27 protein-coding genes are annotated in these 24,782 nt (G+C 43.2%); 17 read left to right on the forward strand and 10 right to left on the reverse strand.

Features of this window, described 5'->3' with window-relative positions; all coding sequences use genetic code 11:
• Positions 1-74: 74 nt before the first annotated feature.
• From cspD to AB3F25_RS04900, 5 genes are all read right to left on the reverse strand, one after another.
• Entirely contained in the window at positions 75-284 is a 210-nt protein-coding gene (gene cspD, locus AB3F25_RS04880) for a cold shock domain-containing protein CspD (RefSeq protein WP_373602778.1), read from the reverse strand.
• A 112-nt stretch (positions 285-396) separates the two neighbouring features.
• Positions 397-576 (reverse strand): YoaH family protein, encoded by a 180-nt coding sequence (locus AB3F25_RS04885; protein ID WP_373602779.1) that lies wholly within the window; start codon positions 574-576, stop codon positions 397-399.
• A gap of 3 nt (positions 577-579) precedes the next feature.
• Complete coding sequence (gene truC / locus AB3F25_RS04890) at positions 580-1,290, reverse strand: tRNA pseudouridine(65) synthase TruC (protein WP_373604330.1); 711 nt, start codon at positions 1,288-1,290, stop codon at positions 580-582.
• Positions 1,290-1,604: a YqcC family protein gene (locus AB3F25_RS04895; RefSeq protein ID WP_373602780.1), complete on the reverse strand. Its 315-nt coding sequence runs from the start codon at positions 1,602-1,604 to the stop codon at positions 1,290-1,292. Before AB3F25_RS04895 ends, truC begins: the two co-directional genes overlap by 1 nt.
• Positions 1,605-1,688: 84 nt before the next feature.
• The gene (locus AB3F25_RS04900) at positions 1,689-1,958 is read right to left on the reverse strand and encodes an acylphosphatase (RefSeq protein ID WP_373602781.1); all 270 of its coding nucleotides are present in this window, start codon (positions 1,956-1,958) and stop codon (positions 1,689-1,691) included.
• 150 nt (positions 1,959-2,108) lie between these two features.
• On the opposite strand from AB3F25_RS04900, the gene ytfE reads away from it, so the two are divergent.
• The 3 genes from ytfE to yccS all read left to right on the forward strand — a co-directional run bounded on the left by ytfE (position 2,109) and on the right by yccS (position 5,830).
• Positions 2,109-2,780 (forward strand): iron-sulfur cluster repair protein YtfE, encoded by a 672-nt coding sequence (gene ytfE, locus AB3F25_RS04905; protein WP_373602782.1) that lies wholly within the window; start codon positions 2,109-2,111, stop codon positions 2,778-2,780.
• Positions 2,781-2,905: 125 nt separating this feature from the next.
• Entirely contained in the window at positions 2,906-3,577 is a 672-nt protein-coding gene (locus tag AB3F25_RS04910) for a DUF2057 domain-containing protein (protein ID WP_373602783.1), read from the forward strand.
• 114 nt (positions 3,578-3,691) lie between these two features.
• On the forward strand, positions 3,692-5,830 hold the full coding sequence (yccS, locus tag AB3F25_RS04915) for a YccS family putative transporter (RefSeq protein WP_373602784.1): 2,139 nt from the start codon (positions 3,692-3,694) through the stop codon (positions 5,828-5,830).
• 38 nt (positions 5,831-5,868) lie between these two features.
• On the opposite strand, the gene folC is transcribed toward yccS, so the two are convergent.
• The 4 genes from folC to rplY all read right to left on the reverse strand — a co-directional run bounded on the left by folC (position 5,869) and on the right by rplY (position 9,281).
• The gene (gene folC, locus AB3F25_RS04920; RefSeq protein ID WP_373602785.1) at positions 5,869-7,173 is read right to left on the reverse strand and encodes a bifunctional tetrahydrofolate synthase/dihydrofolate synthase; all 1,305 of its coding nucleotides are present in this window, start codon (positions 7,171-7,173) and stop codon (positions 5,869-5,871) included.
• Between the two features lies 1 nt (position 7,174).
• Positions 7,175-8,065, reverse strand: a complete 891-nt coding sequence (gene accD, locus AB3F25_RS04925; protein WP_373602786.1) for an acetyl-CoA carboxylase, carboxyltransferase subunit beta — start codon at positions 8,063-8,065, stop codon at positions 7,175-7,177.
• 65 nt (positions 8,066-8,130) lie between these two features.
• Positions 8,131-8,925, reverse strand: coding sequence for a tRNA pseudouridine(38-40) synthase TruA (gene truA / locus AB3F25_RS04930; protein WP_373602787.1), 795 nt, complete (start codon positions 8,923-8,925; stop codon positions 8,131-8,133).
• Between the two features lie 68 nt (positions 8,926-8,993).
• The gene (gene rplY / locus AB3F25_RS04935) at positions 8,994-9,281 is read right to left on the reverse strand and encodes a 50S ribosomal protein L25 (RefSeq protein ID WP_373602788.1); all 288 of its coding nucleotides are present in this window, start codon (positions 9,279-9,281) and stop codon (positions 8,994-8,996) included.
• A 210-nt stretch (positions 9,282-9,491) separates the two neighbouring features.
• On the opposite strand from rplY, the gene AB3F25_RS04940 reads away from it, so the two are divergent.
• Together AB3F25_RS04940 and AB3F25_RS04945 are read left to right on the forward strand one after the other, a co-directional pair.
• The gene (locus AB3F25_RS04940) at positions 9,492-10,097 is read left to right on the forward strand and encodes a DedA family protein (RefSeq protein WP_373602789.1); all 606 of its coding nucleotides are present in this window, start codon (positions 9,492-9,494) and stop codon (positions 10,095-10,097) included.
• A 46-nt stretch (positions 10,098-10,143) separates the two neighbouring features.
• Positions 10,144-10,293, forward strand: coding sequence for a hypothetical protein (locus AB3F25_RS04945; protein ID WP_373602790.1), 150 nt, complete (start codon positions 10,144-10,146; stop codon positions 10,291-10,293).
• A 25-nt stretch (positions 10,294-10,318) separates the two neighbouring features.
• Here AB3F25_RS04945 and AB3F25_RS04950 read toward each other — a convergent pair whose 3' ends face one another.
• Positions 10,319-10,930, reverse strand: coding sequence for a riboflavin synthase subunit alpha (locus tag AB3F25_RS04950; protein WP_373602791.1), 612 nt, complete (start codon positions 10,928-10,930; stop codon positions 10,319-10,321).
• Between the two features lie 44 nt (positions 10,931-10,974).
• Here AB3F25_RS04950 and AB3F25_RS04955 point away from each other — a divergent pair, with 44 nt between their 5' ends.
• The 12 genes from AB3F25_RS04955 (at position 10,975) to AB3F25_RS05010 (ending at position 24,750) form a co-directional block, all read left to right on the forward strand.
• Positions 10,975-12,378 carry an MATE family efflux transporter gene (locus AB3F25_RS04955; protein WP_373602792.1) on the forward strand — a complete coding sequence of 468 codons (1,404 nt, stop codon included), beginning with the start codon at positions 10,975-10,977 and terminating at the stop codon, positions 12,376-12,378.
• 250 nt (positions 12,379-12,628) lie between these two features.
• Complete coding sequence (gene rsxA, locus AB3F25_RS04960; protein ID WP_373602793.1) at positions 12,629-13,210, forward strand: electron transport complex subunit RsxA; 582 nt, start codon at positions 12,629-12,631, stop codon at positions 13,208-13,210.
• 79 nt (positions 13,211-13,289) lie between these two features.
• Positions 13,290-13,871, forward strand: coding sequence for an electron transport complex subunit RsxB (rsxB, locus tag AB3F25_RS04965; protein ID WP_373602794.1), 582 nt, complete (start codon positions 13,290-13,292; stop codon positions 13,869-13,871).
• 1 nt (position 13,872) lies between these two features.
• On the forward strand, positions 13,873-16,320 hold the full coding sequence (gene rsxC, locus AB3F25_RS04970) for an electron transport complex subunit RsxC (RefSeq protein WP_373602795.1): 2,448 nt from the start codon (positions 13,873-13,875) through the stop codon (positions 16,318-16,320).
• A gap of 3 nt (positions 16,321-16,323) precedes the next feature.
• Entirely contained in the window at positions 16,324-17,400 is a 1,077-nt protein-coding gene (rsxD, locus tag AB3F25_RS04975) for an electron transport complex subunit RsxD (protein WP_373602796.1), read from the forward strand.
• On the forward strand, positions 17,400-18,026 hold the full coding sequence (gene rsxG / locus AB3F25_RS04980) for an electron transport complex subunit RsxG (RefSeq protein WP_373602797.1): 627 nt from the start codon (positions 17,400-17,402) through the stop codon (positions 18,024-18,026). The genes rsxD and rsxG overlap by 1 nt, the downstream gene beginning before the upstream one ends.
• Before the next feature lies 1 nt (position 18,027).
• The gene (locus tag AB3F25_RS04985; protein ID WP_373602798.1) at positions 18,028-18,756 is read left to right on the forward strand and encodes an electron transport complex subunit E; all 729 of its coding nucleotides are present in this window, start codon (positions 18,028-18,030) and stop codon (positions 18,754-18,756) included.
• Between the two features lie 188 nt (positions 18,757-18,944).
• The gene (gene nth, locus AB3F25_RS04990; RefSeq protein WP_373602799.1) at positions 18,945-19,580 is read left to right on the forward strand and encodes an endonuclease III; all 636 of its coding nucleotides are present in this window, start codon (positions 18,945-18,947) and stop codon (positions 19,578-19,580) included.
• Between the two features lie 50 nt (positions 19,581-19,630).
• On the forward strand, positions 19,631-21,004 hold the full coding sequence (locus AB3F25_RS04995) for a sodium-dependent transporter (RefSeq protein ID WP_373602800.1): 1,374 nt from the start codon (positions 19,631-19,633) through the stop codon (positions 21,002-21,004).
• 230 nt (positions 21,005-21,234) lie between these two features.
• Complete coding sequence (locus AB3F25_RS05000) at positions 21,235-22,860, forward strand: type I restriction-modification system subunit M (protein ID WP_373604331.1); 1,626 nt, start codon at positions 21,235-21,237, stop codon at positions 22,858-22,860.
• A complete protein-coding gene (locus AB3F25_RS05005) occupies positions 22,853-24,163 on the forward strand; it encodes a restriction endonuclease subunit S (RefSeq protein WP_373602801.1) in 1,311 nt (436 codons plus the stop codon). Before AB3F25_RS05000 ends, AB3F25_RS05005 begins: the two co-directional genes overlap by 8 nt.
• A 2-nt stretch (positions 24,164-24,165) precedes the next feature.
• Positions 24,166-24,750, forward strand: a complete 585-nt coding sequence (locus AB3F25_RS05010; protein ID WP_373602802.1) for a hypothetical protein — start codon at positions 24,166-24,168, stop codon at positions 24,748-24,750.
• The last annotated feature ends 32 nt before the right edge of the window (positions 24,751-24,782 follow it).

Consider the following 24,782-nt stretch of genomic DNA (forward strand, 5'->3'; position numbering starts at 1 on the left):
AAAAAACCTTGCCTTTGCATTAACTAAATAGAGAAAAAGAAAATTTAAGAACGCGATTTTATTCGCGCGCTCACCTATTCCGCAACCGGAATAATTTTTGTGGCGTGAGATCCTTTATCGCCGTGAATAACTTCAAACTGTACTTTTTGCCCCGCTTTTAATGAACGATAACCGTCCATTTCAATTACAGAATAATGTGCGAAAATATCAGCATCCACGCCTTCTGCGGAAATAAACCCAAATCCTTTTGCATTATTGAACCACTTAACAACACCAATTTCCATAATAGACCTCTTAGGCTTCGCCTATACAATCATAAAACTAATAAGACTCATGCCTTATCACCTCAATAAGCGCTATATTTAAATATTTTGTTTTTTGATGCAATGAGTAATATTAAAAAGTGTTATGAAGATCACAAAATATTTTAGTTTTATCGGATTTATCATGTAATTCGCGTAGTTCCCTCGCCACGATCTGAATCGCCTCGCCACTATTTACGCCTTGCGCCATTAATTGTTGAATTCTTTCTACCGCTTTTTGTTGTTCTTCGTGGGTTAATTGAATATCTAACATTTTTTACCAACCAAATTTTGAAATTAATTTTTGCCATTGTTCATCTAACGGCGCGAAAATATTGATCTCTCGTTGCGAAATAGGATGAACAAAACGCAATGTTTCCGCATGCAAAAATAAACGTTTCACATCGACATTTTGCGTTAATGCACGATTTTGCTGCAAATCACCATATTGTGTATCACCCAAAATCGGATGAAAAATATGTTTGCAATGACGACGCAACTGGTGCTTACGCCCCGTTTGAGGAATTAATCGCAGCAAAGAATAACGCGCAGTCGCATAACGCCCTGCCGCGTAAGGCATTTCTGCAATGTTTAAACACGTATAATCCGTTATTGCTTCTTGCGGCGCTTTATCTTCTTGCGCAAACTTATCGGCGATCTTATCCAATTGAATTTTCAACGGATAATCAATTCGCCCCGCCCCTTGCAAATGACCGCGCACCACAGCCAAATAGATTTTTTGCACAATTTTTTGTTCGAATTGCCGACACATTAAATTTGCTGTTTCGCCACTTAAAGCGAACAGTAACACACCGGAAGTTGGACGATCCAACCGATGAATTGGGAAAACATGGCGGCCGATTTGATCACGTAAAGTTTGCATTACAAACTGCGTCTCATGCCTATCCAACCAACTGCGATGCACCAGCATGCCCGCCGGTTTATTAACGGCAACCAAATATTCATCTTGATATAAAATTTCAAGCATCATTGATTTTGCAACAATTCTTCTAGCGCCAACAGCGGAGCCAGCAACCTTTCCAAATCATCAAATTCTTTTAAAGCTTCTTCAAGATACGGCGAAATCGCGATTTGACTTGGTAACGGTGCGTCACTTTCAAGTAGTGCCCTCATACGCGGAATAAAAACCCACTGTAACCATTCATGCGGCTCCATCGTATCAAGAAAAAACGGTTGTTCGCTCAAAAATGCTTCTTGCACCGGTGGCATTGTTTGCCACAAATTAAGGTTTTGCATTGTTTTTTGAAGCTGTTCGAGATGAAATTTAGTTTGATTGCGCATATCGCACTCCTTAAAAAAGTGGCTCATTCTACGCAAAATCAAACCGCTTAGCAAAAGCCTCCAATGCGGTGCTAAAACAAGATCTCAACGACGAACAATGGAAAAATTCGACATCTTGATTTCCGCCTGTTCGAACACCAACACGCGTTCCACCTTCGCCGTTTTAGGCCCTTTATTAAGCCACCCTTCAAAATCTGCCATTTGTGTCTCGTCGCCTTGCGCAATCACTTCCACTGAGCCGTCAATGCGGTTGCGAACCGAGCCTTTAAGCCCCAATTTTTTCGCTTCTTGCCAAGTAAAATAACGAAATCCCACACCTTGTACACGTCCGAAAACAAGAAATTTTTTTGTCATATTTGCATCCTTTCGCCTACCTATTCGGATGTATTTTGCTTGATTTAAGTCATAAATTCACTAAGAAATTATGTAATCCGCTTTCCTTTCGAAAGAAAATAACCTACTATTTTTATCAGATAAGTTCAATTAACAAATGGAGTGTAAATTATGTCTTTTGCTCAACAAAAACTTAGCGAATTAGCAGTTTCTATCCCTGGTTCCACAAAACTTTTCCGTGAGTACGATTTGGACTTTTGCTGCGGTGGTTCAGTGCTTTTAGAAGTTGCGGCGCAACAAAAAAATCTTAATCTCGCTGAAATTGAAAGCCGTTTAGCGGAATTGGTTAAACATAAAAATGAAAATACGGAAAAAGATTGGACGAACGCGTCTTACGCAGAAATTATTGATTACATTATTCCGCGTTTTCATGACCGCCACCGCGAGCAATTACCCGAACTCATTACGCTGGCTGAAAAAGTAGAAAGCGTCCATGCGGATCGCGATGATTGCCCTATCGGCACGGCGGCGCAATTAGAAAAAATCTATGCGGAATTAAGCCAGCACATGATGAAAGAAGAGCAAATTTTGTTCCCAATGATCAAAGCAGGCAATTATGCAATGGCAGCAATGCCGATTCGCGTAATGGAAATGGAACACGACGAAGCCGGGCAAGATGTGGAAGTATTAAAATCGCTTACTAACCATCTCACTCCGCCGGCAGACGCATGTTTTAGTTGGCGCGCTCTTTACAGTGGCATTAACGCTTTTATTGACGACTTAATGCATCACATCCATTTAGAAAATAATATTCTATTTCCACGAGTGCTAAACGAAAAATAAGCGGGTTCAATAAATCTAAAGTGCGGTTAAAAGTTTTTCGGTTTAACCGCACTTTACTATTTTATTTTTCTGAAAATTAGCATAGCATAGGCGACGATTCTCATTCATAAATAAAAGGAGTAATTATGAAATTACGCGCCGTTACATTCGGTATCGCAACATTATTGCTTAGTAGCGCAAGTTTTGCCGGTATGGTTTCTACGTCCTCAAATATGGACTTTTTAGCCATTGACGGGCAAAAAGCAAGCAAATCGCTTCTCAAACAAACTCATTCGTTTAATATCAATGACACCGATACTCACCAAGTCGTTGTGCGCGTGGGAGAAATCATTAGTAGCGGTTCTAACCAATCTCTCTTTGAATCCAGCCCAATTATCATAACCTTCCAAGGTAGTGCAGACGATGTGATCATTTCTGCCCCGACCATTCGTTCTAAAACAGAGGGTGAAAAATTCAATACCTCGCCGTCAATTACTCTCAAAACCGCATCCGGCCAAGAAATTCCGGCCAAAATCGATATTTTAAAACAAGAAGGGTTATTTCCTTCAGCGAATATCGTAAGCGATTTGGCAACTTATAATGCCTCCGGCGCAACTGCATCGGTACCTGCTTTTGCTACTGCCAATATGCCGTCCGCACCAATGATGGCGATGACACCAAGCAACGGTAAAGCCGCCAAAGGTAAAGTGGTCGTGCAAGGTGAAAACGTAGCGGAACAACAACTACAATATTGGTTCCAACAAGCGGACAAAGAAACCCAAGCGCGTTTCTTAAACTGGGCAAAATCCCACAAATAAGCTTATCAGCATCATCAACGTCTTTTAGATTTCGAATCGCACTTTATCGAACAAAAAGCAGAACAAAAAAGTGAGCCTTGTCGCTCACTTTTTCTATTTCACTAAGGACTCAAAATGAATCACTGGTTAAACGCAAAAGTCATTGCCGCTATTCCCGTTTTTATTGCGGTGAACATCGCCGCTTTCGGCATTTGGTGGTTTGATATTTCCAATCAGTCTATGCCTTTAGTGTTGGGTATTATTGCCGGTGGTTTGGTGGATTTGGATAATCGTTTAACCGGTCGATTAAAAAATATTTTTTATACACTCATCGCTTTCACGCTATCTGCCGTCATCGTGCAACTTAATATCGGCCATGCTCTGTCTTACCTGATTTTAATGACATTGGGCACTTTCCTGTTTACGATGATTGGTGCTATCGGCGAACGTTACAAAACCATTGCCTTCGGCACCTTGGTTATTGCCGTTTACACCACGCTGACTTACTCGCCCAATGCGGTGCTAAATTGGTATGTCAATCCGCTGATGATCATTATCGGTACGCTGCTTTACAGCTTGGTTACACTTATCGTATATCTGATTTTCCCCAATCGCCCGGTGCAAGAAAGCGTGGCGAAAGCCTTTTACGCCTTGGGCGAATATTTAGATGCGAAATCAGAATTTTTTGATCCTGATGAAACCGATGAAATTGAAAAAAAGCATTTCAACTTTGCGATGAAAAACACCAACGTAGTTAGCGCTTTTAACCTTGCGCGCACGACATTGTTTTACCGTATTCGTGGACAGCATCGCCATCCTCGCACGCGACGTATGATTCGCTATTATTTCACCGCACAAGACATTCACGAACGCGCCAATTCAAGCCATTTTGATTACAAACAAATCGCCGAACAATTAAAAAATACCGATCTGATTTTCCGCATTCAACGCCTACTTGAACTGCAAGCCCAAGCGTGCCGTGAAATCGCAGCTGCACTGCGTGAAAATCGATCTTATCAATATAATCGACGGGTCGAAAAAGCGATGCTCGGCACCATGCAGTCTTTTGAACTTTACAGCCGGCATTGTGCGCAAAGCGAGCAATTATTAGTTATTCAAACGCTGCTGGATAATCTGCAAAGCATTAACTGGCAACTTCGTCAGTTGGAACAAGAAGGCAGCGAAAATGGCCCAATCGCGCAAATCCACACCGAACAAATCATCGGTTTTAAAAATATCATCTCGGTCATCTTGAGCAATTTCACGCTTGAGTCGCCGCTCTTTCGTCATGCAGTTCGACTTTCGATTGTGGTGTTTATTTGCTGCGCGATTGTCGAATTTTTCCAATTCAATCTTGGTTACTGGATTTTGCTTACCGCGGTTTTCGTCTGCCAACCGAACTACTCAGCAACTAAAAACCGCTTACGCCAACGTATTATCGGCACGATTTTAGGCGTATTGGTCGGCTCATCCTTACCTTATTTAAATCCAACATTGGAAATGCAACTGGGGTTAATGGTGCTCACCTGCACGCTGTTTTTCTTCTTCCGTAGTAATAATTACAGCTTTTCTACATTCTTTATTACCTTGCAAGTATTAATCAGTTTCGACGTCATGGGCTTCGGCGCTGCCACCGCGCTCTTGCCGCGCCTGCTCGACACCTTAGTCGGCACCGCAATATCTTGGTTTGCCGTATCTTATTTATGGCCTGATTGGAAATATTTGCAACTGGACAAAGTCAGCCGACAAGCTATTCGTAGCGATGCGCAATATTTGCTGCATATCATCGCTCAATTACAATTCGGTAAAAGCGACGATTTGAAATATCGTATCGCCCGCCGTAATGCGCATCAATACGCGGCGGCATTAAGCACAACTTTGTCCAATATGAATAATGAACCACAAAAATATCAAGCTTATTTACAAGAAGGTTTTGACTTATTAAAAATCAATTATTCGTTATTGAGTTACATCTCCGCACTCGGTTCTTACCGTTATCGGATGACGAAACTCCAACAAACCGCGCAGTTTCTCGCCGGTTTCTATCCTACCGCGAAAAAAATTATCTATGCGCTAGAAAATATCGAAAAACTCTCGCCCGAAGTCTTCGCTAAATTGCGAGAAAATATTGAATCAAGCTTAAAAGAAATTCAATGGAATGAAACCCAAATTAAAGAAAAATCCGCTTTTGCGATTCCGTTTCAGCAACTGAATCTAATCGCGCAATTATTGCCGCCTATTTACGAATATTTTCAAAAATATCAAGAAAAATAATCGCGATTAAGTTTGGTTTTCGCAATAAGCTATTCGATCTATTCCACTACCCGGCAAAATTCTGCAACCGTGTGGAACGAACCAAATACTAAAACAACATCATTTGAAGACGCGTGGGTTAACGCGGCTTTTACGCCATCGATAACGGAATTTTCGGCGACAGCCTTAAGCGTCGGGGAAACGCTGACGAGTTTACTTAACAAATCAGCACCGCATTGACCACGATAACCGTCTAGGGTAACGCAGTGCCATTCATCGATTAACGACATAAGCTGCTTAAATACACCACTTGCGTCTTTATCTTTCAACATCCCGCATACGGCGATGAGTTTGCCCGAAGTTCGAGCTTTCAATGCGCTGAGTTTTTCCGCTAAATAGGTGGCGGCATGGGGATTGTGTCCCACATCAATAATGACCGTCGGCAATGTCTTTATATCTTTAGCGACAAAAGAGGCGAGTTTTTCCCGCTTGTCCGCTTTAATCATTTGGAAGCGTCCCACAAGTTCCACTTCTTGCAAAGATTGACGAATGGTTTGTTCGCTAATATCAAAAGGCAGCTGCTCAAGCACCGCCAATGCGGTGCCCGCATTCATCAACGGAATTTGACAAAATGGAAGATTTTCCAAGCGTTTTTTGCTGCTTTGCCATTGCCAACTTTCGTTATTTTGTCGGAACGACCAATCCACATCTCTGCGGGAAACCTTGCAATGCAAACGCGCCGCTTGTGCAAGCATACTGTTTGGTACATTCGGTTCGCCAATCACTAGCGGACAATTTTCACGGAAAATTCCGGCTTTTTCAAAAGCAATAGCGTCGCGCGTGTCGCCGAGAAAATCCGTATGATCAATATCAATACTGGTGATCACCGCAAGATTACTATCTACAATATTCGTCGCATCTAAACGGCCGCCCAATCCCACCTCGAGAATCACCACATCTAAATTCGCCTGTTTAAATAAATGCAACGCAGAAAGCGTACTAAACTCAAAATAAGTGAGCGATTCAGTTCTATTTTGTTCAATAAAGGCAAAAGACGCCGTATGCACTTCATCGGGCAAATCCTGATTTTGAATACGCACGCGTTCGTTGTAACGCAACAAATGCGGCGATGAATAGACGCCTACGCGTAAGCCGTGATTAAGCAAAATTGTTTCTAACAAACGGCAAGTGGTGCCTTTTCCGTTAGTTCCTCCCACCGTGATGACATAAGGCGCCGGCGTTAAAAGATCGAGTTTTGCCGCGACTTTTTTAATTCGTTCCAAGCCGAGATCAATGGCTTTAAAATGACTGTTTTCCAAATAAGAAAGCCACTCAGCGAGTGGCGAAGTGGCTTTTAAATTCATATTATGCTTCATGTTGAATAAATTCGGACTCAGCAAAAGGTGAAGGTTGATTGGTTAATTTGCTTAATACGCTTGCCAAGGTACGACGCATATCGCCGCGTTTTACGATCATATCGATCGCGCCTTTTTCTAATAAGAATTCGCTACGTTGGAAACCTTCCGGTAATTTTTCGCGAACAGTTTGTTCAATCACGCGCGGACCGGCAAAACCGATTAAGGCTTTTGGTTCGGCGATATTCAAATCACCTAACATGGCGAAACTGGCGGAAACACCGCCCAATGTAGGATCGGTTAATACGGAAATAAACGGCACACCTTTTTCGCGCATCCGTGCGAGCACCGCACTGGTTTTCGCCATTTGCATCAATGAGAAAAGTGCTTCTTGCATACGCGCACCGCCGCTGGCTGAGAAACAAACGAACGGGCAATTTAATTCCATTGCTTTTTCCGCTGCTTTCACAAATTTCGCACCGACTACGGAACCCATTGAACCGCCCATAAAGGCAAAATTAGAGGCCGCAACTACGATTGGCATATTATAAAGGGTACCAGTCATCGTAATTAGTGCGTCTTTTTCGCCGGTTTCTTTTTGTGCGGTGCTAATGCGATCTTTATATTTTTTTAAATCTTTAAATTTTAAAATATCTTTCGGCTCTAAATCGGCAGCGATTTCGTGGCTTGAACCTTCGTCCAACAAATGTAAAAGACGTTCGCGCGCATCGATTCGCATATGATGACCGCACTTCGGACACACATAAAGATTACGTTTTAATTCTTCGCTATAAAGCACTTGTTCGCATGCAGTGCATTTTGTCCAAACCCCTTCCGGTACGTTTGCTTTACGTGTTGAAGAAGACGGGCTTTTACTAAAAATTCGGTCAATCCAGCTCATTTTTTTACCTGTTTATCCACTAAAAAATTCTGTGTATTAAATCACAATTCGATTCGGCTTGCTAGTCAGACAAGATTATCCGGTAAGAAAAGCGGCCCTAATTTATGTGAGGGAATTTCAAACTTTTCGGGATAAATCACATCCACTAAATAAAGCCCGTCCGGTTTTGCCGTCGGTGCCGCCAATTTGCGATTACGTTGTTCAAGCAACCATTTTATCCATTCAATCGGCTGATTGCCTGCGCCTACTTCAATCAAACTACCGACGATATTGCGCACCATATGATGCACGAAAGCATTAGCTTGAATATCCACAATAATATAAGCACCTCGGCGTATCACATTTAAATGATGTATATTGCGCCAAGGAGTATTAGATTGGCATTGCGCTGCACGGAAAGAGGAAAAATCGTGCTCACCCAATAAAAATCGACCGGCCTGTTGCATTTTGTCGGCATCTAAATCCAAGTGGCAATGAGTGATGCCCGCCGGCAAAATCGCTGAACGTAATTTGTTGCAATATAAAATATAACGATAACGGCGCGCTGTAGCAGAAAAACGGGCGTGAAATTCATCACTCACCACCTTTGCCCAAGTTACCGCAATGTCATCGGGCAAATTCGCATTAGTACCGAATGCCCAAGCCTTATCCGAGCGCACCGCATTGGTTTTGAAATGCACCACCTGTCCTGTTCCGTGTACACCGGAATCAGTCCTGCCCGCGCAAAAAACATCAACTTTTTCATCCGCCACAAAGGAAAGCGCCTTTTCCAATTCTTCTTGTACACTGCGCACTTTTTCTTGTCGTTGCCAACCGAAATAATGTTGGCCGTTATATTCAATGCCTAACGCGATGTTCATTTTCCACCTCTTTTTCCATAAAAAAACACCAAAGAACGATCTTTGGTGTTTCTTATTAACGCAAAAAATTAAGCGCGTTTAAAATCAATATGAACCAACTTTGGTTTGAACGGGTGGCGTTGCATCGCTTGAACTTTCACAGCCACTTCTTTACCTTCGATCACTAAAGTGATGATGTCAGAATAGAAAGCATCCTGAGCTTGTGCATTGTTTAATTCATCGTGATTTAAGATGATTGAAACCGGTGCTTCACTGCCGCCGTAAACGATTGCAGGAATTTGACCGTTATGACGCAGGCGGCGGCTCGCACCCTTACCTTGCGCGGAACGAACTTCAGCGTTAAATTTAAATGCCATTTTAATGTTCTCTTCTAAGTAAGATTAAAAATTAAAAAATTGCAGGCGACCCAGCAATTTTCCTAAACAGACTCAAAGACCAACTTTGAGGGCGCGGATTATAAAGGATAGACGTTATTAAAGCAAACTTTTTCTAGGCAATCTCCCTTAAAACGATTAGAATAACTCGCAATTTTTGGCAATAAATTTCACTAAAAATAGCGGGAAAAAATGGAATTTCTGATTAGTTTTTTTACTGATTACGGCTACTGGGCCGTACTTTTCGTTTTGATTATCTGCGGTTTCGGTGTGCCGATTCCGGAAGACGTCACGCTCGTATCAGGCGGCGTAATCGCCGGGCTTTATCCTGAAAGCGTCAATTCCCATTTAATGTTATTGGTCAGTATGATCGGCGTACTTATCGGCGATTCTTGCATGTACTGGCTCGGCCGCATTTACGGTACACGCATTTTGCGTTTCCGCCCAATGAGAAAAATTGTCACCTTAAAACGCTTAAAAATGGTGCGCGATAAATTTGCTCAATATGGCAACCGCGTGTTATTCGTGGCGCGTTTCTTGCCGGGTCTGCGCGCCCCGATTTATATGGTTTCCGGCATTACGCGTCGGGTAAGTTATACCCGTTTCGTATTAATTGATTTCTGTGCCGCCATTATCTCGGTGCCGATTTGGGTTTACCTCGGCGAATTCGGTGCAAAAAATTTACACTGGTTGCATGAACAAATCCAAAAAGGCCAAATGGTGATTTATGTGCTTATCGGCCTATTGGGCTTATTTTTGGTTTGGAAATGGAAAAAATCGAAAAAGCAACAAGGCTAGTTTTTTAGCACATAAAAACACGCTAGATTTCGGTCTTGGATAGTAAATGCACGAAACCCTCCCGGTGAAGTATAAGCTTAAATCACAAAACAGCACCGCATTGAAAGTCACTTCAATAAGTCACTTTAATGCGGTGCTGTTTTGTGAGGTCATTTTAGCTTTGTGTAATAGCGGCATAGTTTCGGTAGATTTTTAAAAAACCACCGTATTTTTTACCTAAATTAAGTACGATTAGCCAAATAACGCTCCACCGTATCCACAATTGCTTGAGTTTGTGAATCGATTTCGATATTTACCCGGTCGCCTAGCTTACGTTGTCCCATTAACGTACGTTGCAAGGTTTCAGGGATTAAATTAACGCAAAATTGATTACCGCGTACTTCACCGATGGTCAAGCTAATGCCGTCCACCGCAACAAAACCTTTGGTTAAAATATATTTCATCACCTCGGTATTCGGCAATTCAAACCAGATTTGACGATTATTTTCGGAAGCAATAATGTTGGAAATGGTCGCCGTGCAATACACGTGGCCGGATAAAATATGACCACCGATTTCCGCACCCATTTGCATCGCACGCTCAATATTGACCCAATCACCCACTTTTAATGCACCAAGATTGGTAATTCGCAAAGTTTCTTGCATTAAATCAAAACTGACCAAATCATCGTTGATTTCGGTAACCGTTAAACAAACACCGTTATTCGCAACAGACGCGCCGATTGCTAACCCTTTGCGCATTTCGGGTGGTAATTTTACCACTTGTGTTCTAAAATCTGCCTTCTCCGTAATGGAATGGATCGGTGCCACGCCTTGTACAATTCCGCTAAACATAGATGTTCCTCAATAAAAAATTTTTGCACAGTATATCAAAATTTATGAATTTTCGTCTTTTCTCCCAACTGTCGTCTTATCACGCCGATATTAAAAGACTCATCAAAATTGCACTGCCGATTTTATTGGCGCAAATTGCGCAAAACTCCATGGGCTTGGTGGATACCATCATGGCGGGGCGTGTAAGCGCTACCGATATGGCGGCGATTTCCGTCGGCGCCTCCATTTGGCTGCCTCTTGTATTATTCGGCCACGGCTTATTGCTCGCACTACCGCCAACGGTATCTTATTTAAACGGATCCGGCCAACAGCACCGCATTGCACACCAAATTCGGCAAGGCATTTGGATTGCTTTGGCGAGCTGTATTCCGCTCGGCATACTGATTTATTACAGCGATTTCGCCCTACGCTTTATGCAAATGGAACCGCATATGGCGCATATTGCACAAGATTATTTGCACGCTATGCTTTGGGGCTTACCGGCTTATTTATTACTGATGAACTTCCGCTGCTTAAACGACGGCATTGCAAAAACCAAACCGGCCATGGTGATTACCTTTCTCGGTTTAATGCTGAACATTCCGCTTAACTATATTTTTATTTACGGCAAACTGGGGATTCCCGCCTTCGGTGCGGTAGGTTGCGGCATTGCTACAGCGATCGTGAACTGGTCAATGTGCTTGATGATGATCGGTTACTCTTACTTCAATCGACAAGAACGCAAATTGCAGGTGTTCAGCCAAATTATTGAAAAACCGAACGCAGCAACCTTAAAAAAATTACTTCAGTTGGGTTTACCGATTGCTATCGCGCTTTGTTGTGAAGTGGCGCTATTCGCCATTACCGCCCTATTGCTTTCGCCGTTGGGCGCAAACATTGTGGCAAGCCACCAAATTGCACTGAATACCAGCTCGCTTATTTTTATGTTCCCTATGTCCATCGGCATGGCGACGACGATTTTAGTCGGTCAAGCACTCGGTGCGGGTGCGCCTGAAAAAGCGAAAAAGCTGTCTTATGCCGCATTGCTGCTAGGCCTAACGCTCACCGTTGTCACTGCGTTCATCACCATTTTCTATCGTTACCAAATTGCCGCGATTTTTGTAACAGACGAAATCGTAATCGGCATGGCTGCAACCTTGCTTTTTCTTGCCGCGATTTACCAGTTCTCCGACACCGTTCAAGTGGTCGTTGGCGGCGTGTTACGCGGTTATAAAGACACCAAAGTCATTCTCTACATCACGCTGTTTTCCTATTGGGTAATCGGCATTCCGTTAGGTTACGTCCTCGCCCGCACGGATTTACTGATGCCAAGCATCGGCGCTCAAGGGTTTTGGCTCGCCTTTGTCGTCTCGCTCACCTTTGCCGCGGTGCTGCTGTTTTACCGAATGCGCAAAACTCAAAGTTTAAGCGATGATGTGCTAATGGCGCGATTGGAAAAATTGAAATAATCGACAGGTTATTTTCACGCCGAAGCCATACCGACCGGACTAAAACAACCCCGTTTAATTCAGTACCGTTTTGAAAATTCAATGCGGTGCTATTTTGAAAGTTCAATGCGGTGCTGTTTTGAAGGTTCAATGCGGTGCTGTTTTTAATACCTGCCTAACGCTTGATTTAAGCGCTTCTACCCCAAATTTTTTATTGTTCTCGTCCTTATAAATAAGGATAATAACGGCCTCACAAAAAAGGCAGATTGCAATGACAGATTATATTTTATTGATTATCGGCACCGCATTGATTAACAATTTCGTGTTGGTGAAATTTTTAGGGCTTTGCCCCTTCATGGGCGTATCGAAAAAAATCGAAACAGCCGTCGGCATGGGCCTAGCAACCACCTTCGTGTTAACCGTAGCATCCCTTTGCTCCTATTTAGTCGATCATTATATTTTGCTGCCTTTAAACGCCACATTCTTACGCACCCTCGTATTTATTTTAGTGATCGCCGTAGTGGTGCAATTCACCGAAATGGTGATTAACAAAACCAGCCCGACGCTTTACCGTTTGCTCGGCATTTTCTTGCCTTTAATCACTACCAACTGCGCGGTATTGGGCGTAGCCTTGTTAAACGTTAATTCGGCACACAATTTAACGGAATCGGTAATTTACGGTTTCGGCGCGTCCCTTGGCTTTGCCCTCGTTTTGGTTCTGTTTGCCGCGTTGCGCGAACGCTTGGTTGCCGCCGACGTGCCGCTTACATTTCGTGGTTCCTCCATTGCCTTAATCACGGCGGGCTTAATGTCCCTCGCCTTTATGGGCTTCGCGGGCTTAGTCAAAGCATGATTTATCTTTTAATGTCGATTACTCTGTTAATTTTATTTATCGGGTTCTATCAAAAGTTTTCAGGAAAAAATAAGTAATAATGACCGCTCTTTTTATCGTCATCACCCTACTCGCCTTGATTTTTGGGGCAATCTTAGGGTTTGCTTCACTAAAATTGAAAGTGAAAGCCGATCCGCTTGCCGAAAAAATTGATGCCGTATTACCGCAAAGCCAGTGCGGTCAGTGCGGTTATCCCGGCTGTAAACCTTATGCTGAAGCTATTGTTAATGGCGATATCATCACAAAATGCGTTCCGGGCGGACGACCAACGGTGGTAAAAATTGCCGAAATTATGGGCGTTGACGTGCCGCCGATGGACGGCATCGAAGAGCCGCCTGAAATGGTGGCATTTATCGATGAAAATATGTGTATCGGCTGCACCAAATGTATTCAAGCTTGCCCAGTAGACGCCATTATCGGCAGCAACAAAATGATGCACACCATTATTCCGGATCTTTGCACCGGCTGTGAACTCTGTGTCGCGCCTTGCCCGACGAATTGTATTTCGATGATCCCAGTAAAAAAAGAAATTGACAGTTGGGATTGGAAATTCGATGCAAAATTAGTCATTCCTGTGGTGAACGTTACCGAAACCGAGAAAAAATTAGTGGTGGGGAAATAAAATGACGGACGTATTATCTCGTTTTAATTCCGGCAAATTGTGGGATTTCAAAGGCGGCATTCACCCGCCCGATATGAAATCTCAATCTGCTCATCAACCGCTACAAACGCTGCCGCTTGGCACGGATTTTTATATTCCGCTCAAACAACACGCGGGCAGCGCAGGAAATTTGTTAGTCAAAGTCGGCGATTATGTTTATAAAGGACAGCCCTTAACCCAAGGCGACGGCTTACGTATGTTGCCGGTGCACGCACCGACTTCCGGTGTGATTAAAGCCATTGCGCCTTATGCTGCCGCTCATCCGTCCGGCTTGAAAGAACCAACCGTACATTTACAAGCAGACGGTCTGGATCAATGGATTGCGCGACAACCGATTGAAGATTTTCTCTCGCTGTCGCCACAACAATTAATCGAAAAAATTTACCTCGCCGGCGTAGCGGGTTTGGGCGGTGCGGTATTCCCGACGGCAGCCAAAATTCATTCCGCCGGGCAGCAAACCAAATTGCTGATTATTAATGGCGCCGAGTGCGAACCTTACATCACTTGCGACGATCGCCTAATGCAGGAACGCGCAGCTGAAATTATCGAAGGCAGTCGTATTCTTCGTTATATTTTACGTCCGGAAAAAGTCGTGATTGCCATCGAAGATAACAAGCCAGAAGCCATTAACGCTATCCATAATGCACTGCGCGGCGCCAACGACATTGATGTACGCGTAATCCCGACCAAATATCCGTCCGGTGCGGCAAAACAACTTATTTATCTGCTTACCGGTATGGAAGTCCCGAGTGGCGCGCGTTCGTCAAGCATCGGTGTGCTGATGCACAATGTTGGCACCGCATTCGCCATCAAAAGAGCGATTATTGATGATGAACCGCTAATTGAACGCGTGGTCACGCTAACCGGCAACAAAATTCAACAAAAAGGCAATTATTGGATACGTCTTGGCACACCGATTTTTCATGCACTCACCCACGTCGGTTATCAATTCGACGAAGGTTTTCCGGTGTTTGCCGGCGGCCCGATGATGGGCTTGGAATTACCGAACCTGACTGCGCCGGTGACAAAAATTGTAAACTGCCTGCTCGCGCCCGATCATCTCGAATATGCCGAACCGGCGCCGGAACAAGCCTGTATTCGCTGTTCCAGCTGCTCCGATGCCTGTCCGGTCAATCTTATGCCACAGCAACTGTATTGGTTCGCGCGCAGCGAAGATCACCAAAAATCGGAAGAATATGCGTTAAAAGACTGTATCGAATGTGGCGTATGCGCTTATGTTTGCCCAAGCCACATTCCGTTAATTCAATATTTCCGCCAAGAAAAGGCGAAAATTTGGCAAATTAAAGAAAAACAGAAAAAAGCCGAGGAAGCGAAAATTCGCTTTGAAGCTAAACAAGCCCGCATGGAACGTGAAGAACAAGAGCGCAAAGCACGCTCTCAACGGGCCGCCGAAGCGCGTCGTGAAGAATTGGCGAAAAGCCGAGGTGAAGATCCGGTGAAAGCCGCACTCGAACGCTTAAAAGCGAGAAAGTCCAGTGAATTAAATGAAACGGTTCAGGCAAAAACTATCACTTCTGCCAAAGGCGAACTATTACCGGATAACACCGATTTAATGGCGCAACGTCAAGCCCGCCGGCTTGCCCGCCAACAAGCACAAAGTCAAAAAGAACAAAACCAAGCGGCAGAAGCCTCCAATGCGGTGCTAAATTCAACTTTCAATAACGCTGAAGCTGCCGCTGAAAAAATGCCTGCATTTGAGGAAAAACCGACGACGCTTGATCCGAAAAAAGCTGCCGTTGCTGCTGCAATTGCCCGCGCAAAAGCCAAAAAAGCAGCGCAAAACCCAACAGATCAAGCCGAACAAAACCAAGCGGCAGAAGCCTCCAATGCGGTGCTAAATTCAACCTTCAATAACGCCGAAGCTGCCGCTGAAAAAACGCCTGCATTTGAGGAAAAACCAACGACGCTTGATCCGAAAAAAGCCGCCGTTGCTGCCGCAATTGCCCGCGCAAAAGCCAAAAAAGCAGCGCAAAGCCCAACAGCTCAAACCGAACAAAACCAAGCGGCAGAAGCCTCCAATGCGGTGCTAAATTCAACCTTCAATAACACTGAAGCTACCGCTGAAAAAATGCCTGCATTTGAGGAAAAACCGACCACGCTTGATCCGAAAAAAGCCGCTGTTGCCGCTGCAATTGCCCGTGCAAAAGCCAAAAAAGCAGCACAAAGCCCAACAGCTCAAGCTGAACAAAACCAAGCGGCAGAAGCCTCCAATGCGGTGCTAAATTCAACTTCCAATAACGCTGAAGCTGCCGCTGAAAAAACGTCTGCATTTGAGGAAAAATCGACGACGCTTGATCCGAAAAAAGCCGCTGTTGCCGCCGCAATTGCCCGCGCAAAAGCCAAAAAAGCAGCGCAAACTCAACAAAAATTAGATGAATCGCAGGAATAAACAATGTTTAAAATGGTCAGTTCACCCCACACTCATTCAGGGAAATTAACGGCGCGCATTATGCTTTGGGTGATTTTGGCAATGATGCCGGCGCTGTTCACACAAATTTATTATTTTGGCTACGGCGTGTTGATTCAGTCTATGCTGGCAATTGTCATTGCGCTAATTGCGGAATTTGTGGCGATAAAATTACGCGCAAGAGCGCCACTTGCTTATTTGGCGGATTTCACTGCGGTGCTGACCGGATTAATTCTCGCTATGGCCATTCCGCCTTATGCGCCTTATTGGATTATTATTATCGGCACGTTGTGCGCACTGTTGCTCGGCAAACAAGTTTACGGTGGGTTGGGACAAAATCCTTTTAATCCGGCAATGATCGGTTATGTAATTTTACTAATTTCGTTCCCATTACAAATGACCACGTGGATGCCGCCGCTTGATTTATTACCAAAACCGCCAAGCTTTGCGGATGCGATATCGTTAATTTTTTCCGGTTTAACCACCGATGGCTTTACCCTGTCGCAGCTGGCGCACAGCATTGATGGCATTACACAAGCCACCCCGTTGGACAGCGCAAAAATTTTCTATAAGAGCCATACCGAACTTAACGATTTTTATCAATTAGTCAAAATGCCAATCTTTATGGGCAACGGTACGGATTTTGCGCAAGGCTGGTGGCAAGTGAACCTCGCTTTTTTAGTGGGCGGACTTTTCCTTGTATTAAAACGCACCGTTCACTGGCAAATTCCGATAGCGATGCTACTCACTTTTTTCTGCTTAGCTAGCACAACCGCCCTTGCCGGTGGCACACATTTAAGCGCAGTCAGCCAAATGTTCAGCGGTGCTATGATGTTCGGCGCATTCTTTATCGCCACCGACCCGGTTACGGCTTCCATTACACCGCGCGGAAAAATTGTGTTCGGCGCCTTAGTCGGGCTTTTCGTCTATCTTATTCGCTATCACGGCAACTTTCCGGACGGCGTCGCTTTTGCTGTTTTGTTAAGTAACATTTGCGTACCGCTTATCGATCATTACACACGTCCGCGCGTTGCCGGTTATCAAACCAAAGGAATAAAATAATGGACGTTATTAAAATTACGTCGCGCTACGGCGCGTTATTGGGCTTGGTCGCCCTGCTCTGCACTGCGATTTCTAGCGGGATTTTCTTTCTGACCAAGGGCAAAATTGATGACGCCATGGCGGCGCAACAACGCGAGCTTTTATTGCAGGTTATTCCGCAAAATTATTTTGATAATAATCCGGCGGAAACCGTGGCGATTCCGCAAGACGAGCGTTTACAAGGCATTCAAAAAATTTATTTGGCGAAAAAAAACGGCCAAATTTCCGCTTATGCTTATGAAACTACTGCGCCGGACGGCTATTCCGGCAATATTCGCTTGTTAGTGGGTTTAACGCCACAAGGCGAAGTGTTGGGGGTGCGCGTGATTGAACATCATGAAACACCGGGCTTGGGCGATAAAATTGAATTACGCATTTCCGACTGGATTTTAAGTTTCAACAATCAGCCGATTAATAACGACAATTTAAACGAATGGGCGGTGAAAAAAGATGGCGGTAAATTCGACCAATTCTCCGGCGCGACCATTACGCCGCGTGCCATTGTCAACCAAGTAAAACGTTCAGCATTAGTGATGTTAGCCAATAGCACCGCATTGGAATCCCTCGCCAATCAATTAGGGCAATAAGATGACAGATTTAACCGAAGAAAACATCAAACCCGAAGAAACGCAAGTCAATGTTGTTGATTCCACGATCAAAACGGACAACAAACCCGCGGAAAAATCTCTTTGGAAAGAAATTTTTATCCAAGGCATTTGGAAAAATAACTCAGCCGTCGTGCAATTACTCGGGCTTTGTCCGTTACTTGCCGTTTCAAGTACAGCGACTAATGCGCTTGGCTTAGGGCTTGCCACCCTGTTAGTTTTAACCTGTACCAACACGGTCATTTCCTTGTTTCGTAAGCAGATTCCGCACCAAATCCGTATCCCGATTTACGTAATGATCATCGCCACTACCGTTACCCTGGTGCAATTATTGATGAACGCTTACACTTACACGCTTTATCAATCCCTCGGCATTTTCATTCCGTTAATCGTCACGAACTGTATCGTAATCGGCCGCGCCGAAGCCTTTGCCTCAAAAAACAACATTTTACATTCCGCTTGGGACGGTTTTTCCATGGGCTTGGGCATGGCATTAAGTCTTACCCTGCTCGGCGCTTTACGTGAAATTCTGGGTCAAGGCACGATTTTTGAAGGCATCGAAAACTTGTTTGGCAACGGCGCAAAATTTCTCTCTTTCCACCTTTACCACACCGAGAGTAGCTTTTTACTTTTTATCCTGCCGCCCGGTGCGTTTATTGGCTTAGGATTGTTACTTGCCATTAAAAACAGAATCGATAATAGGAACAAATAGTTAAACCGCCTTTATCAAGGTTCCCTGTAAATCGCCCAATCGACTTGTCATCTTTAGGAAAATTTTATATATCTGAGCGCAGTGCGTTCAAAATTTTCCGTCAAAAAATAATAAGGGCGGAAAAGCGATTTAGTCAGGCGTGTGTTCTTTGCTACTTTCTTGTACAAGTAAGAAAGTAGGAGAAAAATATGAATAAGCAAAAAAGAATCGAAATACTCACAAGATTACGTGATCAAAATCCCCACCCTACCACTGAATTGCAGTATAATTCGCCCTTCGAATTATTAATCGCGGTAATTTTATCGGCGCAAGCGACCGATAAAGGCGTCAACAAAGCCACAGAAAAATTGTTTCCCGTTGCCAATACGCCGCAAGCCATTTTAAATTTAGGCGTAGACGGCTTAAAAAGCTACATCAAAACCATCGGACTGTTTAATAGTAAAGCGGAAAACATCATCAAAACCTGCCGCGATTTAATCGAAAAGCACAACAGTGAAGTGCCGGAAAGTCGCGAAGCGCTTGAAGCCCTTGCCGGAGTGGGCAGAAAAACCGCCAATGTGGTGTTGAACACCGCATTCGGACATCCAACCATCGCGGTGGATACACACATTTTCCGCGTTTGCAACCGCACCAACTTCGCACCGGGCAAAGACGTCGTAAAAGTTGAAGAAAAGCTGCTCAAAGTAGTACCGGACGAATTTAAAACGAACGTTCATCACTGGCTGATTTTACACGGTCGCTATACTTGCGTAGCACGCAAACCTCATTGCGGCTCGTGCATTATTGAAGATCTGTGTGAATATAAATACAAAACGGAATATTAATTTGGTCAAAAACGTTTTATTTCTGACCGCACTTTTAAATAGGAAAAACCATGACAACAACAAAACCACAACGCCAAACCTGGTCGAGCCGCCTGACTTATGTAATGACTGTTGCCGGTGCCACTGTGGGTTTCGGCGCGACTTGGCGCTTCCCTTATCTTGTAGGTGAAAACGGCGGCGGCGCTTATGTGTTGCTGTTCTGTATTGCCATGATCGTAATCGGTATCCCGATGATTCTGGTAGAAAACGTGATTGGGCGCCGTTTGCGCGTTAATTCTATTGATGCCTTCGGCGATAAAATTCACGATAAAGGCAAAGGCATTTCTAAATACTGGAAAATTTTGGGCTATATGGGCTTACTTGGTGCTTTCGGTATTATGGCATATTACATGGTGCTCGGCGGTTGGGTAATTTCCTATATCGTCAGTCTAATCAGCGGCAGTCTTGATATTTCCGCACCAATTACCAAAGACGTAGCAAAAAATTTCTATGATCTGCATATCGGCAACAGCCCGTTTGAAATTATGTTTTATACCTTTCTTTTCGTAGCTGTGAACCACATTATTTTGGCGAAAGGCATTATCGGCGGGATTGAGCGCTCGGTAAAATATTTAATGCCGTTGCTCTTTATTTTTCTCATCGGCATGGTAATCCGTAACATTACCTTACCGGGTGCAATGGAAGGCATCACCTTCTACTTAAAACCGGATTTCAGCAAAATCACCCCGCAGCTATTTATTTTCGTATTAGGACAAGTGTTCTTCGCTTTAAGTCTTGGTTTCGGCGTATTAATTACGCTTTCAAGCTACTTAAACAAAGAAGAAAATCTGATTCAAACCGCAGTAATCACCGGCTTTACCAACACCATTATCGCGGTGCTTGCCGGCTTTATGATTTTCCCGTCGCTCTTTACCTTTGGAATTGAACCAAACGCGGGCCCAACCTTGGTATTTCAAAGTTTACCGATAGTATTCTCACATTTATGGGCAGGTAAATTCTTCGCGATTATTTTCTTTGGCTTATTATTAATTGCGGCATTAACCACTTCTATCACTATCTACGAAGTGATCATCACAGCATTACAAGAAAAACTTCGTATGCGTCGCGGAAAAGCCATTGCATTAACGCTCGGCGGCATCTTCTTACTCGGTAACGTACCGTCAATTTTAGGCGACAATTTGTGGAAAGACATAACCATTTTCGATAAAAGCATTTTCGACTTCTTCGATTACGTTAGCGGCAATATTCTGTTTATGCTTACCGCATTGGGTTGTGCGATTTTCGTCGGTTTCGTGTTAAAAGACGAAGCAAAGAAAGAACTGTCCTCAACGCCCAATTCCACCTTTACCCAAATATGGTTTAACTACGTAAAATTTGTCGTACCGGTCATCATTGTGGTAATTTTCATCAGTAACCTATTCTAATCCACAAAAAAACCGAGCAATTGCTCGGTTTTGTTTTTTTAACATTTTGTCAAAAAATTAACTGGCTATTTAAGCCAATCATTTGTTCGCCTAAAAATTTTTCTATAGAATAACGGCTCTTTTCTCGAATATTCCTTAAATTTCACTTTACACAGGACGAATTTTATGCAGAAGCCAGAAGCCAGAAGCCAGAAGCCAGAAGCCACCAAGATTGTGTCAATAATTCTTTAATACAACAAGCCTTTCTTAATAATTTAGATGAAAAACTTTGGTCATCTGCTGATAAATTGCGTCAACAGCTTGACGCCGCCAACTATAAACACATTGTTCTTGGCCTGATCTTCTTAAAATACATTTCCGATAGTTTCACCCATCAACAAGCCAAAATTCAGGCTGAACTGACTTATCCCGAAAATCCACTCTATCTTGACCGCACTTTTTACGACACCGAAGAAGAATATCAAGACGCCTTAACCGCTGAACTGGAAAACCGCGACTACTACACTGCCGACAATGTGTTCTGGGTGCCGCAGCAAGCCCGTTGGGACGAGATTAAAGCCGTTTCCATCTTAAACATCGGCGCAGAGCTGCCTTGGGGAGGGAAATTTTCCGGCGTGGCAAAACTCATTGACGATGCCTTCGATGCCATTGAAAAAGATAACGAAAAACTCAAAGGCGTCCTCCAACGCATCAGCGGCTATGCCGTAAACGAAGACACCCTGCGCGGGCTGATTATCCTCTTCTCCGATACCCACTTTACCCGTCAGACTTACAACGGCGAGCCCGTGCATTTAGGCGCAAAAGACATTCTCGGTCACGTTTATGAATACTTCCTCGGTCGCTTTGCCCAAGCCGAAGGCAAACGTGGCGGACAATATTTCACACCGAAATCTATTGTTTCCCTGATTGTCGAAATGCTTGAGCCATACTCCGGCCGCGTGTATGACCCGGCCATGGGCAGCGGCGGCTTTTTCGTGCAAACCGAACGCTTCATCGCCGCCCATCAAGGCAACATCAACAACGTTTCCATCTACGGACAAGAATTCAACCCCACCACCTGGAAACTCGCCGCCATGAACATGGCGATTCGTGGCATTGATTACGACTTCGGCAAACACAACGCCGACAGCTTCACCCAGCCGCAACACATCGACAAAAAGATGGATTTCATTATGGCAAACCCGCCATTCAACATCAGCGATTGGTGGAGCGAATCCCTGGCCGATGATCCACGTTGGGCATACGGTACGCCGCCTAAAGGCAATGCCAACTTTGCTTGGCTGCAACACATGATTTACCACCTCTCACCCAACGGCAAAATGGCATTGTTGCTGGCCAACGGCTCCATGAGCAGCCAAACCAACAACGAAGGCGAGATCCGCAAAGCCATCATCAATGCCGACCTGGTGGAATGTATGGTTGCCCTGCCCGGTCAGCTCTTCACCAACACCCAAATCCCCGCCTGTATTTGGTTCTTAAACCGCAACAAAAAGCGCAAAGGCGAAGTGTTGTTTATCGACGCCCGCCAAATCGGCTATATGAAAGACCGTGTCTTGCGCGATTTCACTGCTGACGACATCGCCAACATCGCCGACACCCTCCACGCTTGGCAAAAATCAGACGGCTATGAAGACCAAGCCGCTTTCTGCAAATCCGCTACGTTAGAAGCAATTAAAGACAACGACTTCGTCCTCACACCGGGGCGCTACGTCGGCACCGCAGAACAAGAAGACGACGGCGTGCCATTTGCAGAAAAAATGCAAAATCTGACCGCTCTTTTAAAAGAACAATTTGCCAAAAGTGCGGAGTTGGAAGCAGAGATTAAAAAGAATTTAGGGGGATTGGGGTATGAGTAATTGGAAAGAATATAAATTAGATGAGCTTGTAGAAATTACTTCTAGTAAAAGAATTATGAGGTCAGAATATCAAGAAAATGGTATTCCATTTTTCAGATCAAAAGAAATTATAGAATTAAACTCTGGAAATGAAATAACAACTGAGTTATTTATTTCAAAAGAACGGTTTTTAGAAATAAAGAACAAATTTGGAACACCTAGTTATGGAGATATTTTACTTACCTCTGTTGGTACATTAGGTGTTCCATATTTTGTAAATTATAAAGAAGAATTTTATTTTAAAGATGGAAATCTAACCTGGTTTAGAAAATTTAATAATATTTTGCGTAGTAAATATCTTTATTACTGGTTTTCTTCGCCTGTTGGAAGAAAAGCTTTAAAAGAAATTACTATTGGCTCTACACAGCCAGCATTGACTATAACAGGATTAAAATCATTAACAATACATCTTCCAACCTTAGAAGAACAAGATTATATTATTGAAATACTTGATCATTTATCAAGTAAAATCCACCTCAACACCCAAATCAACCAAACCTTGGAACAAATCGCCCAAGCCCTGTTTAAAAGCTGGTTTGTCGATTTCGATCCCGTGCGTGCTAAAGTCCAAGCGCTTTCAGACGGCCTTAGCTTTGAACAAGCAGAACTGGCAGTCATGCAGGCAATCAGCGGAAAAACACCCAAAGAACTGACCGCACTTTCACAAACACAGCCTGAACGCTACGCCGAATTAGCCGAAACCGCCAAAGCGTTTCCGTGTGAGATGGTGGAGGTTGATGGGGGTGAAGTGCCGAAGGGGTGGGAGGTTAAGCGAATTGATGAAGTTATTCAAAAAATTCCTGTAGGTAAAAAATATAGCTCAAAAACCGCATTTTCAGAAGGTTTAGTACCTATTTTGGATCAAGGTAGATCAGGTGTTATTGGTTATCACAATGATAAACCAGGCGTAAAAGCAAGCATTGAAGATCCAATTATTGTATTTGCTAATCACACTTGTTATATGCGTTTAATCTCTTACGATTTTAGTGCTATTCAAAATGTATTTGCCTTCAAAGGGAAAGAATGCAATTTGTATTGGCTTTATCTTGCTACGTTAGGAAAACAAGAGTTTGTGGAATATAAAGGGCATTTCCCTGATTTTTTAATTAAGGAAATTATTGTTCCACCAGAAGAATTAACAGAATTATTTGGGAAATATGTAAAAGAGAGTTTCTCAAAAATTTTCATTAAAGATAGAGAGAATTCTAGTTTAGCTAAAATTAGAGATTTGTTATTGCCTAAATTATTAAATGGAGAAATTTAATTATGTGCTCAAAAGATAGAGCGATTGCTTATTGGACAATGGGACAAAGATTTCTAAGAATAGCAAATGTTACATCTGAACAATTAGTAGTAACTGGCAATCCATGGGTAGTTTCATCAGATGAAGAAATATCTCCAGATAAATATAATGAAGAAACAAAATGGTCTGATCATAATATCGGAATTCCTATTCTTTTTAACTTTTATCATGGAATTGAATTAATGCTCAAGGGTACTATATTATTTTGCGATAATGAATATAAACCTAGAACGCATAAATTTACAATTTTAATCCAAAAACTAAAAGAATATCTAAATGAAGATTCTCCATTCATTAAAAAGATTGAAAGTTACACGGCATCTCCAAATTCAATAATAAAGAATTTTTTAGATACCAATAAAATCACTATAGATAATTGGTATGAATCATTAAAATATCCTGAAAACAATGATAATCAGGAATTTACTCACTTAGATCTAATATACAACTCTTTAAGAAGCTTAGATTTTTGGAAGAATTTATCTAGTGACTCTTTAGAAATTATAAAATTAAGCAAAGAATACTATTTAGAAAATAGGGATAATTAATATAGAGGTTAATTTCACTTCAGCCAAATCTC

Origin of the sequence: Aggregatibacter sp. HMT-949 (assembly GCF_041734645.1) — a bacterium.
Taxonomy (GTDB): Bacteria; Pseudomonadota; Gammaproteobacteria; order Enterobacterales; family Pasteurellaceae; genus Rodentibacter.

Bases quoted from the DNA above. Each gene is read 5' to 3' on its own strand.
- cspD (WP_373602778.1), bottom strand. From the start codon at position 284: ATGGAAATTGGTGTTGTTAAGTGGTTCAATAATGCAAAAGGATTTGGG.
- AB3F25_RS04885 (WP_373602779.1), bottom strand. From the start codon at position 576: ATGTTAGATATTCAATTAACCCACGAAGAACAACAAAAAGCGGTAGAA.
- truC (WP_373604330.1), bottom strand. From the start codon at position 1,290: ATGCTTGAAATTTTATATCAAGATGAATATTTGGTTGCCGTTAATAAA.
- AB3F25_RS04895 (WP_373602780.1), bottom strand. From the start codon at position 1,604: ATGCGCAATCAAACTAAATTTCATCTCGAACAGCTTCAAAAAACAATG.
- AB3F25_RS04900 (WP_373602781.1), bottom strand. From the start codon at position 1,958: ATGACAAAAAAATTTCTTGTTTTCGGACGTGTACAAGGTGTGGGATTT.
- ytfE (WP_373602782.1), top strand. From the start codon at position 2,109: ATGTCTTTTGCTCAACAAAAACTTAGCGAATTAGCAGTTTCTATCCCT.
- AB3F25_RS04910 (WP_373602783.1), top strand. From the start codon at position 2,906: ATGAAATTACGCGCCGTTACATTCGGTATCGCAACATTATTGCTTAGT.
- yccS (WP_373602784.1), top strand. From the start codon at position 3,692: ATGAATCACTGGTTAAACGCAAAAGTCATTGCCGCTATTCCCGTTTTT.
- folC (WP_373602785.1), bottom strand. From the start codon at position 7,173: ATGAATTTAAAAGCCACTTCGCCACTCGCTGAGTGGCTTTCTTATTTG.
- accD (WP_373602786.1), bottom strand. From the start codon at position 8,065: ATGAGCTGGATTGACCGAATTTTTAGTAAAAGCCCGTCTTCTTCAACA.
- truA (WP_373602787.1), bottom strand. From the start codon at position 8,925: ATGAACATCGCGTTAGGCATTGAATATAACGGCCAACATTATTTCGGT.
- rplY (WP_373602788.1), bottom strand. From the start codon at position 9,281: ATGGCATTTAAATTTAACGCTGAAGTTCGTTCCGCGCAAGGTAAGGGT.
- AB3F25_RS04940 (WP_373602789.1), top strand. From the start codon at position 9,492: ATGGAATTTCTGATTAGTTTTTTTACTGATTACGGCTACTGGGCCGTA.
- AB3F25_RS04945 (WP_373602790.1), top strand. From the start codon at position 10,144: ATGCACGAAACCCTCCCGGTGAAGTATAAGCTTAAATCACAAAACAGC.
- AB3F25_RS04950 (WP_373602791.1), bottom strand. From the start codon at position 10,930: ATGTTTAGCGGAATTGTACAAGGCGTGGCACCGATCCATTCCATTACG.
- AB3F25_RS04955 (WP_373602792.1), top strand. From the start codon at position 10,975: ATGAATTTTCGTCTTTTCTCCCAACTGTCGTCTTATCACGCCGATATT.
- rsxA (WP_373602793.1), top strand. From the start codon at position 12,629: ATGACAGATTATATTTTATTGATTATCGGCACCGCATTGATTAACAAT.
- rsxB (WP_373602794.1), top strand. From the start codon at position 13,290: ATGACCGCTCTTTTTATCGTCATCACCCTACTCGCCTTGATTTTTGGG.
- rsxC (WP_373602795.1), top strand. From the start codon at position 13,873: ATGACGGACGTATTATCTCGTTTTAATTCCGGCAAATTGTGGGATTTC.
- rsxD (WP_373602796.1), top strand. From the start codon at position 16,324: ATGTTTAAAATGGTCAGTTCACCCCACACTCATTCAGGGAAATTAACG.
- rsxG (WP_373602797.1), top strand. From the start codon at position 17,400: ATGGACGTTATTAAAATTACGTCGCGCTACGGCGCGTTATTGGGCTTG.
- AB3F25_RS04985 (WP_373602798.1), top strand. From the start codon at position 18,028: ATGACAGATTTAACCGAAGAAAACATCAAACCCGAAGAAACGCAAGTC.
- nth (WP_373602799.1), top strand. From the start codon at position 18,945: ATGAATAAGCAAAAAAGAATCGAAATACTCACAAGATTACGTGATCAA.
- AB3F25_RS04995 (WP_373602800.1), top strand. From the start codon at position 19,631: ATGACAACAACAAAACCACAACGCCAAACCTGGTCGAGCCGCCTGACT.
- AB3F25_RS05005 (WP_373602801.1), top strand. From the start codon at position 22,853: ATGAGTAATTGGAAAGAATATAAATTAGATGAGCTTGTAGAAATTACT.
- AB3F25_RS05010 (WP_373602802.1), top strand. From the start codon at position 24,166: ATGTGCTCAAAAGATAGAGCGATTGCTTATTGGACAATGGGACAAAGA.